Annotated in this window: 12 protein-coding genes, 1 tRNA gene and 1 pseudogene; 7 read left to right on the plus strand and 7 right to left on the minus strand. The window is 64.4% G+C overall.

Annotated elements, in window-relative coordinates:
- Nucleotides 1-27: 27 nt before the first annotated feature.
- Nucleotides 28-882 carry a pantoate kinase gene (locus AArcSl_RS07310; RefSeq protein WP_119817077.1) on the minus strand — a complete coding sequence of 285 codons (855 nt, stop codon included), beginning with the start codon at nucleotides 880-882 and terminating at the stop codon, nucleotides 28-30.
- A 20-nt stretch (nucleotides 883-902) separates the two neighbouring features.
- Nucleotides 903-2,207, minus strand: coding sequence for an aspartate--tRNA(Asn) ligase (gene aspS, locus AArcSl_RS07315; protein WP_119817081.1), 1,305 nt, complete (start codon nucleotides 2,205-2,207; stop codon nucleotides 903-905).
- A 71-nt stretch (nucleotides 2,208-2,278) separates the two neighbouring features.
- Between aspS and AArcSl_RS07320 the strand changes: the two genes are divergently transcribed.
- Nucleotides 2,279-2,938 carry a DUF7097 family protein gene (locus tag AArcSl_RS07320; RefSeq protein WP_394337317.1) on the plus strand — a complete coding sequence of 220 codons (660 nt, stop codon included), beginning with the start codon at nucleotides 2,279-2,281 and terminating at the stop codon, nucleotides 2,936-2,938.
- 4 nt (nucleotides 2,939-2,942) lie between these two features.
- Here AArcSl_RS07320 and AArcSl_RS07325 read toward each other — a convergent pair whose 3' ends face one another.
- Both AArcSl_RS07325 and AArcSl_RS07330 read right to left on the minus strand, forming a co-directional pair.
- A complete protein-coding gene (locus AArcSl_RS07325) occupies nucleotides 2,943-4,022 on the minus strand; it encodes a tubulin/FtsZ family protein (protein ID WP_119817084.1) in 1,080 nt (359 codons plus the stop codon).
- Nucleotides 4,023-4,100: 78 nt separating this feature from the next.
- A complete protein-coding gene (locus tag AArcSl_RS07330) occupies nucleotides 4,101-6,323 on the minus strand; it encodes a CDC48 family AAA ATPase (RefSeq protein WP_119821802.1) in 2,223 nt (740 codons plus the stop codon).
- Nucleotides 6,324-6,691: 368 nt separating this feature from the next.
- On the opposite strand from AArcSl_RS07330, the gene AArcSl_RS07335 reads away from it, so the two are divergent.
- On the plus strand, nucleotides 6,692-7,027 hold the full coding sequence (locus AArcSl_RS07335; RefSeq protein ID WP_119817086.1) for a DUF7113 family protein: 336 nt from the start codon (nucleotides 6,692-6,694) through the stop codon (nucleotides 7,025-7,027).
- A gap of 25 nt (nucleotides 7,028-7,052) precedes the next feature.
- Here AArcSl_RS07335 and AArcSl_RS07340 read toward each other — a convergent pair whose 3' ends face one another.
- Nucleotides 7,053-7,487, minus strand: a complete 435-nt coding sequence (locus tag AArcSl_RS07340) for a universal stress protein (RefSeq protein ID WP_119817089.1) — start codon at nucleotides 7,485-7,487, stop codon at nucleotides 7,053-7,055.
- Between the two features lie 567 nt (nucleotides 7,488-8,054).
- On the opposite strand from AArcSl_RS07340, the gene AArcSl_RS17045 reads away from it, so the two are divergent.
- The 4 genes and pseudogenes from AArcSl_RS17045 (at nucleotide 8,055) to AArcSl_RS16780 (ending at nucleotide 10,204) form a co-directional block, all read left to right on the plus strand.
- Nucleotides 8,055-8,315 carry a hypothetical protein gene (locus AArcSl_RS17045; protein ID WP_119817095.1) on the plus strand — a complete coding sequence of 87 codons (261 nt, stop codon included), beginning with the start codon at nucleotides 8,055-8,057 and terminating at the stop codon, nucleotides 8,313-8,315.
- Nucleotides 8,316-9,194 (plus strand): annotated as a pseudogene (locus AArcSl_RS17370) (DUF5794 domain-containing protein); the annotation flags it as partial. It lies immediately after the preceding gene.
- 442 nt (nucleotides 9,195-9,636) lie between these two features.
- Nucleotides 9,637-9,861: a DUF5795 family protein gene (locus tag AArcSl_RS07360; protein ID WP_119817101.1), complete on the plus strand. Its 225-nt coding sequence runs from the start codon at nucleotides 9,637-9,639 to the stop codon at nucleotides 9,859-9,861.
- A 169-nt stretch (nucleotides 9,862-10,030) separates the two neighbouring features.
- Nucleotides 10,031-10,204 (plus strand) — tRNA-Trp (locus AArcSl_RS16780).
- 470 nt (nucleotides 10,205-10,674) lie between these two features.
- Here AArcSl_RS16780 and AArcSl_RS07370 read toward each other — a convergent pair.
- Both AArcSl_RS07370 and AArcSl_RS07375 read right to left on the minus strand, forming a co-directional pair.
- Nucleotides 10,675-11,379, minus strand: a complete 705-nt coding sequence (locus tag AArcSl_RS07370; RefSeq protein WP_119817104.1) for a nucleotidyltransferase family protein — start codon at nucleotides 11,377-11,379, stop codon at nucleotides 10,675-10,677.
- Complete coding sequence (locus AArcSl_RS07375) at nucleotides 11,376-12,050, minus strand: MarR family transcriptional regulator (RefSeq protein ID WP_119817107.1); 675 nt, start codon at nucleotides 12,048-12,050, stop codon at nucleotides 11,376-11,378. Before AArcSl_RS07375 ends, AArcSl_RS07370 begins: the two co-directional genes overlap by 4 nt.
- 295 nt (nucleotides 12,051-12,345) lie before the next feature.
- On the opposite strand from AArcSl_RS07375, the gene AArcSl_RS07380 reads away from it, so the two are divergent.
- The gene (locus AArcSl_RS07380; protein WP_133412138.1) at nucleotides 12,346-12,639 is read left to right on the plus strand and encodes a hypothetical protein; all 294 of its coding nucleotides are present in this window, start codon (nucleotides 12,346-12,348) and stop codon (nucleotides 12,637-12,639) included.
- Nucleotides 12,640-12,667 lie beyond the last annotated feature (28 nt).

Below are 12,667 nucleotides of genomic sequence, written 5' to 3' on the forward strand. Positions count from 1 at the left end.
GGTCGGACGGCGGACACGGTTCCGGCACTACTCGGATCCGAGGGTCGCGCCGGCCGGATGCGTCCGACAGACCGACGGATCGTAGCCGGCGTCTGTCAACCCGGTCCCCAGGGCGAAGACGCTCCGGCCCAGCATCGCCATCGACGCCTCGCCCCCGGCGTCGGCGACGGCGTCGATCGCTTCGGCGACCGCCGGGGTCGCCACGCCGATCTCGCGGGTGAACCGTCTCCCCTCCGCGAGGAGCGTCTCGACGGTCGGATCGCCCATTAGCGCGGTGAGCGCGCGCTCGCCGGCCGCAGAAAGGGCCTCCGTCTCCCCCGAAAGCACATCCGGCGTCGACAGCTCGCCGAAGGTGACGTACTCGACCCGGCACCGGTCCGGGATCCCGTCGAGGCTGCCGTAGCCGGGGGCGCCGGGCTCCAGCCGGATCGGGATGCCGCCACGGGCCTGTGCGACCACGTCGCCCAGGCCTGTCCCCGCCTCGACATCGCCGGCATGGGCGAGTCTGACGAGTTCGTTTTCGGTACGACCGCAGTCGAACCGGTTGTTCGCCGCGAGCGCCGTCGCGAGCGCCGCGGCACCCGAGACGCCGAAGCCGGCCCCGGGCGTCAGCGGCGTTTCCAGTCGAACGCGGGCCGTGACACGAAGCTCAGAAAGGACGTGTTCGACCGCCTCGATGGTCACCCGCGTCCCGTTCAGGTGGATCTCGTTTTTTCCCTGATCCCCACCGTCGGTCGGGCTCACGGTCGCGGTGACACCCTCGGAAAGCGCAAGGCCTGCCCCCCGGGAGCCGGACGTTGCCGGCGATTCGGCTCGGTGGATGCTGAAAAACGCAGTGACGTGTCCCGGGGCGAACGCCGTCGACGCCGTCGATGTGGTCATCGTTTCATTGCCTCACCGTCTCACGGCGAGAGACGTTGTCGGTCGCGGGGGAAGATGACCGCCTCGCGGATGTTGTCCAGCCCGAGGACGGTCATCACGAGTCGCTCGCCGCCCAGCCCCCAGCCGGCGTGGGGTGGCATGCCGTACTTGAACATCTTGGTGTAGTACTCGAACTCGTCGGGGTCGAGCCCCTGCTGTTTGAACCCCTCGATGAGGTGGTCGTGGCGGTGTTCGCGCTGCCCACCCGAGACCAGTTCCATGCGGGGGTGCATCAGGTCGAAGCCCGTCGAGACGGTTTCGTCGTCGTCGTAGTCCTTGATGTAGAACGGCTTGATCTCGGAGGGCCAGTCGGTGATGAAGTAGTGGCCGCCGATCTCCTCGCCGAGCGCGTGCTCGCCCTCGGTCGGGAGGTCGTCGCCCCACACCAGCTGCTGGTCGAGCGCGCCGGTGGCGTTGATCCGCTCGATCGCCTCCTCGTAGGTCAAGCGGGGGAACTCCCCGTCGGGAACCGAGAAGTCGTCGGCGACGCCGATCGCCTCCAGCTGCGCTGTGCAGTTCTCCTCGACCGCCTCGTAGACGCCCTTCACGACCTCCTCGCAGACGTCCATCGCGTCCGAGTGGTCACAGAAGGCACCCTCGAAGTCGATCGAGGTCGCCTCGTTGAGATGGCGGGGTGTGTTGTGCTCTTCGGCCCTGAAGATCGGGCCGATCTCGAAGACGCGTTCGAGTCCGGAACCGACCATCAGCTGTTTGAACAGCTGTGGCGACTGGTTCATGAACGCCTCCTCGCCGAAGTAGGTGATCGGGAACAGCTCCGTGCCGCCCTCGGTTCCGGTGGCGACGATCTTCGGCGTGTTGATCTCGGTGCAGCCGACCGCGCGAAGCTCCTCGCGGGCGGCCCGGAGGATCTCCGCGCGCACCTCGAAGATCGCCTTCACGTCGGGTTTGCGGAGATCCAGCGTCCGGTTGTCCAGCCGGGTCGAGAGTTCGGCGTCGACCTTGCCGGACGGATCCAGCGGGAGGTCGGTGTCCGCCGGCGCGATCACCTCGATCGAGTCGGGGACAACCTCCACGCCCGTGGGTGCCCGGGACTCCTCCTCGACGTCGCCGGTGACGGCGACGACGGACTCCCGGGAGACGTCCAGCCCCGTCTCGACGAGTTCGTCGTCCATTTCGTCTTTCTCGAACTTCACCTGGATCCGGCCGGTCGTGTCCCGAAGGATGAGGAACGCGATCCCACCGAGGTCTCTGATCTCGTGAACCCAGCCGGCCACCGTCGCCCGACTTCCGGGCTCGGCGTCGGCCGCGTAGGTCCGATCTTGCATACACGTCGGTTCATGGCCGCACGGTATAAATGACGCCGTTTCGAACGCGACGATGGAGGAACCACAGCGCCATGGAACGGACACCGGAGGGAACTCCCGTCGGCGTCGACGACCCGTACGCTATCGCCGGGGTTTGCGATCACCTCACCGACGACGGACGGTGTCGGTTCGCACTCGAGCGCGCCGGCGACGACCCCGGATTCGCCGCGGCACGGCGGGCGGACGACTACCGGTGTCACGTCGGCGAAGCGGGGAACTGGCAGGACTGTCCGAAGTACCGGTGGACAACCGACGGGAAACAGTGCATCCGGTGTGGGCTCGAGGAGCGCCGGCTCGCCGGCGAGAACGTCCGGCCGCTGATCGAGGAACACCACCTCTCGTACGGCAGTTCGAACGCGGAATCCCGATCCTGGGGGGACAACGATGCCGCTGAGGAGTCCACGGACGGGACTTCCCACGAACTCACCGTCGGCCTCTGTCGCTGGTGTCACGCGAAAGTCCACGGCTCGTTCGCACGGATCGACGACGACGTCAACCCGGACCCGGAAGCGATCGCCGAACGCGAAACGCGCCGGGGACGTGAACTGGAGGAGCTTTCCTTCGACTCCGCGAAGGAGCGATACCGGACGGGGCGGGGCACCAGCGGTGGTCGGGACGACGGCGAGGACCGAGACCACGGCGAGAACCGGGACCACGGCGACGAACAGCCGCCCGACGACGGGGACGCCTGACCGATCAAAACAGGTCTTCGATCGCCTCGTTGTCGAACGCTTTGGCGGGGTCGGCGCGCTCCTCTTTGGCGATCTCGACGGCCTCGCGGGCGCGCTCGATGAACCGTTCGAGCCGGTCGGACTGTTCGACCCCACCGAGAAGGATCAGCGACGCGATCCGGTCGGTGTCCAGCGGGAAGTCGCCGCCGCGGACTTCCATGCTACCGGTCTCCTCCTCGAGCCACCGGCGTGAGCGCTCGACGCCCTTTCGGGAGATCGTCTCCGGACGGCCGGCGACGACGAGAAGCGCCGTGTCCGCTTTGGTCGCACCGGGGAGGCTCATTCCGGTGAACATCGCACTGCGGGTCGTGCTCGTCACCGTGTTGATGTTGTCTTCGGCCGTCTCGCCGCTGGCTGCGGCGCCGTACCCCAGCGCGGAGATACCGCCGGTCGCGAGGGTGTTTATCACCTCGCTGGAGTCGACGACGCTCTCGCCGACCCCTTCGACGGCCTCCCCGGCCGCAAGCAGGAGCCCGAGCCGCTGGGCGATGTGTTTGTTTATGGTGTCGAACCCTTCCTGGAGGCTCTCGCCGCTTTCGACCCAGGCGTCGTTGTCGACCAGAAGCAACGAGTCGGCCTCCCTGGCGACCGTCTTGAGCGAGCGACCGGCGTTCGCCTGGTACAGCGCGCCCTCGTCCTGTCCCGGGAGGATCCCGATCGCGTAGATGGGCACGTTGTAGATCCGCTTGAGCCGGCGAACGAGCACGGGTGCGCCGCCCGAGCCCGTCCCGCCGCCCAGCCCGGCGATCACGAACACCGCCTCCGTCTCGGAGGTGATCTTGTCGTCGAGCGCGTCCATCACCTCCGGGAGGTCCGACTCCATCACCTCGGCGCCGAGTTCGTTGTCGCCGCCGACGCCGTGGCCGTCGACGCGGTCCTGACCGATCAGTACGGTGTCGAGGGGGAGGGGCTGCAGGTCGGCCGTGGCGGTGTTGACCGCCAGCGCCGAGCGGATGGCACCGAACTCCATGCGTGTATCGAAGGTCGCGAGGGCGGTCGCCACCTTGCCGCCGGCCTGGCCGACCCCGACGAGGGCACACTTCATGTTCGGTAGTTGTGACTGTCGGACTTCAACTTTCTCCCCTCGAAAACGTCGCTGCCGGAGGATCGGCGACGGGTCGTCTTACTGGAATCCGATCCGGCCACCACGCTCCCGCATCGCGTCCGCCCCGCCGCCGCGGAACTGGTCTTCGATCTCCTCGTAGTAGCTGAGGATCTCGTCGGTGATGGTCGGACGGACGGAGTCCATCGCCTGCCGGAAGTGGCGCATCTCGACCACATCGGCGTCGTCGTCCTCCCGGAGCGCCTCGATGGCGGCCTCGCGGGCGATCGACTCGAGGTCCGAGCCGACGTAGCCGTCGGTGATCTCGGCGATTTCGCGCAGGCTCACGTCCGGCGACAGCGGCGACTCGCGCGTGTGGATCTTGAGTATCTGTTCGCGACCCTCCTCGTCGGGGGAGCCGACCATCACCAGCCGGTCGAACCGGCCCGACCGGATCAACGCCGGGTCGATCATGTCCGGGCGATTGGTCGCGCCGATCACCATCACTTCGCCCATCTCTTCTAAGCCGTCGAGTTCGGTCAGCAGCTGGTTGACGACCCGTTCGGAGACGTTGCTGCCGGCGTCCTGACCCCGCGAGGGGGCAAGCGAGTCCAGTTCGTCGAAGAAGACGATCGTCGGACTCACCTGGCGGGCCTTCCGGAACGTCTGTCTGATCGCCTTCTCGGACTCGCCGACCCACTTCGAGAGCAACTGCGGCCCGCGCACGGAGATGAAATTGGCGTTGGTTTCGTTGGCGACCGCTTTCGCCATCAGCGTCTTGCCGGTCCCGGGCGGGCCGTAAAGCAGCACGCCCTTCGGCGCCTGGATCCCCATGCGCTCGAACTTCTCCGGCTTCGAGAGTGGCCACTCGACGCTCTCTTTGACCTGCTGTTTCGCGTCCTCGAGCCCACCGACGTCGTCCCAGGTGATCTTCGGGAGTTCGACCAGCACCTCCCGCATCGCGGAGGGCTCTACCTCCGAGAGGGCGCCGTTGAAGTCGGCCCGCTTCACGATCATCCGATCGATGAGGCTCGGCGGGATGTCCTCCTCGTCGAGGTCGATCTCCGGGAGGTAGCGCCGCAGCGCCTTCATTGCCGCCTCCTTGGTGAGGCTCTCGATGTCGGCGCCGACGAAGCCGTGGGTCTCGTCAGCGAGCCGGTCGAGGCTCACGTCGTCGGACAGCGGCATCCCGCGGGTGTGGATCTGCATGATCTCCTTGCGACCCCCCTCGTCGGGGACGCCGATCTCGATCTCCCGGTCGAACCGGCCGGGACGCCGCAGGGCGGGATCGACGCTGTCGACGCGGTTCGTCGCCGCGATGACGATCACCTGGCCCCGGGTCTCGAGGCCGTCCATCATCGTGAGCAGCTGGGCGACGACACGGCGCTCCACCTCGCCGGTGACGTCCTCGCGTTTGGGCGCGATGGAGTCCAGTTCGTCGATGAAGATGATCGACGGCGACTCCTCTTTGGCGTCCTCGAAGATCTCCCGGAGCTGCTGTTCGCTCTCGCCGTAGTACTTCGAGATGATCTCCGGGCCGGCGATCGAGAAAAACGACGCCGCCGTCTCGTTTGCGACCGCCTTGGCAAGGAGGGTCTTGCCGGTCCCGGGTGGACCGTGAAGAAGGACACCCTGGGGCGGTTCGATCCCCAGCTTCTTGAAGATCTGGGGGTGCTTCATCGGCAGTTCCACCATCTCCCGGACGCGCTGGATCTCGCTTTGCAGGCCGCCGATGTCCTCGTAGGTGATGCCGCCGCCGGTCTTCTCGAAGCCGGAGATCGGCTCCTCGCGGAGTTCGACCTCGGTGTCCTCGGTGATGAGACAGACGCCCTCCGGCTCCGTGGAGACGGCGATCAGCGGGATCGCCTGCCCGGGCGAGCGCATGAACGGGTGGTTCGTGCTCGACATCACCGGAACGATGTCGCGTTCGACGACCGGCCGCTTGAGGATCTGCCGTTTCACCATGCCGGCGGCGTCGGAGCCGAACTGCACGGACGCCTCCTCGGGTGGCGCGAGAACGAGCTTGTCGGCCTTTTCGGCTTCCGCCTTCCGGATCGTCACGCGCTCGCCGATGCCGACGTTGGCGTTCTGGCGGGTGAAGCCGTCGACGCGGACCGTGTCGGTGTTCCAGTCCTGCCGGTCCGCTCGCCACACCTTCGCTGCGGTCATCTCACCACCCTCGATCTCGATGATGTCGCCGGGGGAGAGCTTGAGATGCAAGAGCGTGTCTGGGTCGAGACGGGCGATGCCGCGTCCCGAGTCGTTCGGGTACGCCTTCGCCACTTCGAGTTGAACTTCGTTCATGCTTCGAGTTGGGTTCTGTTCGTTGTCGCGTCGTTTCTCGTCGCGCCGTTTCTCGTCGCGTCGTTTCTCGTCACGCCGTTTCTCGTCGCGTTTGCGTGCATGATTCCTCTCAGTCGCCGAATAAGTGCTTTGTTCCGGGACGACCGGCCCCGAACCGTCCGGGACAGTCCGCTTTCGGGCGACTCGCGCCGCTCGGGTGGCCCGCACGGTCCGGACGCTTCGGGTCGGCCGGACGCGCCGCAGGGATCCAATCGTGTCATATACTGTCATGGTCGGGCCGGAACGTACAAAGCCCTGTCGGGTTCGGCCGAACCCGCCGCCGTTTCGGTGATCCAACCGCTTTTACCCGCTCGTCGCGTATCACCGGTATGTTGCTGGTTCGCGGCCGGGGGGGCGGGACCGAACTCACGGGGACGATATACGAGCGCGGCGAGACGCCGCCGACGTTCAAGGGGAGCCCCGACGAGGGGGCGCCGTACGTGTGGATCTGCGACGAGTTCTACGAGGTCGAAAGCGGGGGCAGCCTCCAGCGTGTCGACGGCGAAGAGATCCGGATCGCGTTCGAGTCGCCGATGCCGCGCGGGTTCGACACGCGCGAGGACGCGATCAAGGCGGCGAAGGACCACGTCGAAACGCAGTTCGCCCGGATCGGCGTCGAAGAGGTCTCGGTCGAGGTCATCGAGAACGTAGAGCTCCAGAGCTGAACCGCACTGCACCGATTTCAAACGACTACTCCGCTTTTTGGGCCCGGACCGTAAGCACCGGACAGTCGGCGGTCCGGACCACCTTTTCGGCGACACTGCCCAACAGATACCTGTCGATTCCCCGACGCCCGTGGGTCCCCATCACGATCAGGTCGGTCTCCGAGTCCTCGGCGTATGTGAGGATCTGTCGATACGGGGACCCCGCGGCGACGGACGCCTGAACCGAGTCGACGCCGGCGTCGACTGCCCGGTCCCGGGCCTCCTCGATGACCTGCTGGCCGCGCTCCTCGAGCGCATCCAGGACGTCGGGTGCACCCGCCTCCATCGCCGGAAGCGTCTCCTCGACCACGTACAGGACGTGCAGCGACGCGTCGTACTGGAGCGCGTGATCGATCGCGTGTTCGAGCGCCGCCTCCGCACCCTCGCTTCCGTCCGTCGGATACAGGATTCGATCGTACATCAATTAGTGTTCGACCGGGACAGTAAAGTACCTCGGGGTCAAACCCCGAGGCTCCCCCGTCTTGGGGTCAGCACCGCACCCGCAGGCGAATGTAATTCCCCTCGACCTTCCTGAACAGGTCGGCTGGAACTAACACCCGAACACGCGGTTGTGTCCGTGAGGGTCTGGGCCTCCACCAGCCCACGACAACTCCCGTCTCACCGCCAGTGGCGGGTTTTGAGAGGAGCGCATTTCCAAACTGTCAAACGACCAGCGAAGGAATTGAGGTGTCACCCTCGGGATCAAGCCGTTCGAGAATCGGAGATTCTCGTGATCACGGAAATCGCCGATTCCCGGACGTCCCCGAGGCACTCGGCCTGTTCATCTGTAGATAAGTCCCAGTCCCGTTCCGACTGGACGGATCGCACTTTCGAGCCGGGTCTCGATCGGAAAAGTTCAAAACCGTCGGTGAAATCGACGACACTCTCAAAAAACATAGCGTGCATTTATAAAGAGAGCGGAAGTATTACGGAGTTTGTTCCCTATTCACACACAACGTTTAATACTAAATCGGAAATTATTACGAGTATGGACTCCGAGTGTTCCATCCCATCGCGCACTGCCGGCCAGCCGAGCGTCGACTCCGGCACGAACTTCGGATTTACAGCGATGAATGGAACACACAAATCGGAGCGTCCCGGCGTCTGCGGGTCCACGTTCGTCACCCGTTTCGGTGGAATCCGGGGGACTACCGACAGCCCCAACACCGAAGCGGTCGCTTCGGGCTCGATCGCGTCGCGCGTACATCGCCGGGTGGCCGACTCCGGTGACGGCCGGTATCGTGCCTGAATGAGCGTCTCACAACATCCGATCGCACTTCGGGTCGAACGGCGCGTCGGCGGGGCGACCCGGCTGCTCGCCACCGTCATGGCACTGCCGCTGATCGACGGGATCTTCCCCGCGCTGGTGATCGCCGGCGCGCTCGCGACGCCCTTTGGCGTCCTCGAGACGGGACTGCTCATCTTCGGCGGCTCCGCCACGATGGCGGTCATTCTGGCGGAGATGGACGGCACGCCCAGAGAGCAGGCCGTCTCCATACTCCTCATCGGGGCGGTGTTGATCCCCGTCGCCGCCGCCCAGGCGGCGCTTGCGGTCACGTTCGACAGCCTGCTGAACCTCGAAATCTTCACCCGCTTTGCAGGGCTGGTCATCCTCGCGATCGCCGCCAAAACCGCCAGCTCCAAGCTCGACGAGTACCTCCCGAACGCGGGCGTGATCATCGCGCTGGGGCTGGTCGCGAGTATCGACCTCAACGGGGCGGCGCTGCAGCTCACGAACGACGTCGGTGTCGTGCTTCGCGGCGCCGCGGCCGCGGGCGTCGGCGTGGGGTTCGCGCTCGCGGTCGCCCTGCTCGGGCCGCACCTCCGGGGGCGGGTCGACCTGGACCGGTTCCGGTTCGGCTCGGCGATCGCGCTGGGCGTGCTCGCGCTGCCGATCCTGGGCGTGCTCGACACCGACGCGCCGATCGCGCTGGCGACGCTGTGTGTCGCCGCGCTGTTGGCGTACGATCCCGAGTCGACGCCGACTCCGGGGCTCCCATCCACCGACAGCTCCGACGACGACCCGGATGCCGGGGTCGCCGCCGGAACGGTCGCCGCCGGAACGGTCGGCGATCGGACGACCGGCGATCGGACGACCGGCGGCTCCCTCGGCGCCACGGCCCGGTCGGTCACCGCCTCGTCGCTCGGGCTCGGCGCCGACGCGACGCCGGCGGACCGGGAGATCGCCGCCCGCGGCGCGGTCGCCGGGGGACACCCCGGCGTGAACAGCCGGCCCGGGGGCCACGCGCCGGGCCCGGTTTCGAACGGCGGTATCGTCCGCTCCACTGGCGAGACCGATCCCACCGGCAAAGCTACCGATTCGGCCACAGAGCAAGAGCCGGCGATCGACGGGGAGCAAGCGCCGGACGTCGATGACGTCGACGAAGAGATCGACGACGAGGGGCAGTCCGACGACGAGGGGCAGTCCGACGACGAGGGGCAGTCCGACGACGAGCAAGACGACGATTACACTGCCGTTCCCGGCGAAGACGACTCGCGAGCGCCCTGGATGTGAGACGATCGTCCGTCAGCGTGCGCAAGCGCTTAGGAGCCAGGAACCAAGGGACGGTATGAGCAATCGGGTCGTCGAAGGACGGATGGTAACCGCGGATCGACTGGCGGAGTTGATCGAGGGCGAGCGGCCGATGGAGTCGGAAGCGATCGAGGACGCGGATCGGGAGTGTCCCGACTGCGGCGGGAACGTCCTGCAGGTGGGATACATGCCCAGCGTCACGGAGTTCGTGACCGGCTACAAGTGCCAGGACTGCGCGTGGAGCGACGACGATCGGGATTGACACCTGGGAGCGGGATGTCGATCTCCTCCGAGTTGAGGCAGTCGGTCATCGGCGGAACATATACGACCGGCACCTGCCGCCGTGAACGGAGGGCAACGTCGAAAACACCTCCCCGGTGTGGCTTCGATCGAAATCCCTTTAGTCGGGTACGAACGAATGACACATGCGAGGGGACGTGGCCCAGCCAGGGAGGGCGACTGACTCCAGAGGCAACGCCAGGTGACGAACTCCAGACTGATATTCCGAGCGGCCGACTGATCATCGGTCGCGTTGACGACCCTCTGGAGTACCGAGGCACACCGGAGATATCAGTCGATCGGGGGTTCAAATCCCTCCGTCCCCATCATTCTGCCGGCGCTCACCTTCGAGCGCCGGCTGAATCATTATCTGGTCGGAGGATTTGAACCAGACAGCGAGGAGTCCCGAGCGAAGCGAGGGAAGCTCGCTGGCGTGGTTCACAATCCCTCCGTCCCCATAACGGTTTTTAGTCTATCTAATCAGTTCTGAGAGGTATTAGCTCGGATAAACCACCAGTCGCGCGAACTGCGGAGCGACGATCCATTTCCACACCGTAGTATCGTATCACACGGAGAAAGCGAACCGCTATTGAGGAGGCGTGTATCTGGTTTGAATTCGTGGACATCGACCAGTCGGGATCTCCCCTGATTTAAGCAGTTCACTGAGAACGTTCGTGATGTCCACGGATCGGACTACGACGAAGCGCCGGGGGCCTGCACTCTCCCCGACGCGAAATGCACGACAGTTGAGTGGCAACACTCTCGTTCTAGCCGTTTTAATACATCTACAAATTCGCTATCGGTTGTCAATCAATTGTTCTGCTTGTGCAGAAAGATATTCTTGGAGGGTAGTGACTGTTTCCGTCGAGACAGCTGACGCCCCGAAGTCACTCCGATACCCATGCCTGAATTCCTCACGCTCCAGGATTTCCACTCCACGCTCAAGTTGCTCTCGCAGCGCGGCCTCGTCCCCTCGCCGTAGGTGAGCAGTGACAGCTTCGAGGTCAATCTCTTCTGCTACCGCAAGGACATCCCGAAGATCTGTTTCACGGGCACTATGGAGTTTTGTCGCTACGAGGACTGCTCCATCGATGACTCTAGCCGTCGTCGTTACCGTCCCGCCTGTGACCTCCTGTTGGTGGCTGTGGTCGAACAGGTAGTCGAACGACCACTGTGCCTCAGTCTGGCGGCAGCCGAGGCCATTTACCAGAAGATCGAAGCCGATCGGCTGTTTCGGCGTGAGACGCTTCTCATACTCGATTACTTCGGTGTTGTAGAACCACTCTTTGTCGTGGCTGTCCATCTCCTCGAAGTCCCGACCTTCGAGGAAATCAGCGAATTCAGACTTGGAGTCCGGTGCAACGACGATATCGAGGTCTGTAGAGAAGCGTGCATTGAACACTGAGACAGCATAGCCGCCGACAAGAACGTATTTGAAGCCCTCCTGAGTGAGTTCCTCAAGCAGTTCGACGAGGGCGTCACTCCGGTTGTGAAAACTCATATCTGCGCTCGTTCCCGCTCCCGGTAGTTACTGTCGAGTTCGAGGTCGTCGTACATTCGGTCCAACATCGCGAGCGCTGACTGGAACTGGGCGTAGTTCTCGCGCATGTACTCGATCGTCTCCGCTCTCGAAATTACTGGGTACCCTTCGACGTACTCGATTTCGAGTGACGGACGTGGCTCAAGAACGATCTGCAGCGGTCCGGCTATCTCGTCTCGGAGCTGACGCTCGAATGCCGTGGGAAGGGCAAACGACTCGAAAAACGCCTCCCAGGCGTCGACATCCTGCTCACGGACGGCGATGAACAACGGATAGTCCTCGGGTTCGCGACCGACCTGGTAGCCTCCCTGTGTCCACACATAGACGGCGTCGATCCGTGTGAACGCGAACGGCCAGTCACCAAACTGAGGAAGTACATACGCCTCTTCGATGGATGGTGGACTGACGCGCGCGCTTGTAGCGACGAGCTCGCGTGCTGCGTCTCTCACGTGCTCGTCGACGACATCGAGCCCTTCGTCATACCGGACGTAGCCTGCGTCTTCGAGGCGGTTGACGGCCCTTCTCGCCGTCTCGTACGGCGTATGGAGGTGTTGTGCGACACGACGGATGGAGTCGCCGCTCTGGATGGCGAGGAGTATCTGCGCCGCCGTGTCGTCAAGAACCTCATACATATGGTAGTTACCAATATTCAGGTAATAGACAAAAGGCTTATGATACGCCGAGGTCAGAACGGGTCTTGTTTCCCCCTTCATTTGCCGGCGCTCGTCTAGTGTTACAAAACGGATTGAGAGATTCAAGATCTAGGAAACCCTCACGCTTGCTCTTTCGGTTAGCCACGAGACAAGTCGCCAGCCACGACCATTCGTGGGGTGGGTCTTACGGTCAGGTCGTCATCTGCGATTGCGCCGATGGCTCGGGAATCTTCGATTCCCGGTGTACGTATTTGAGCATGACGTGGCTGCCATCATGACTGACCGGCCGGTAGCCCATCGAGCGAAGCGCCGTTACGACCTCCCGGCAGTCAAAACGCGCGTCGACCATTTCGCGAGGTCACTCCCACGGCGGATCGGCCGCAACTTCGACATCGTCGGGTTCGGCACCGATTACCTCGAGAAATTCCTCCCCATCCTCGATGGGCTCACCACCACAGTGTGGAGGGGTAGCACATCAGCGAACCGAGCGAGCGCAAATGGCTCCGACGGCCCGGAGGCGGCGACGCCCGACCTGATGTCACGCGCCGTGACGAGGTCATCCTTATAGGTAAGCCACCATACTAAAACGGGTTTTG

The organism is Halalkaliarchaeum desulfuricum, from assembly GCF_002952775.1.
GTDB classification, from domain to species: domain Archaea; phylum Halobacteriota; class Halobacteria; order Halobacteriales; family Haloferacaceae; genus Halalkaliarchaeum; species Halalkaliarchaeum desulfuricum.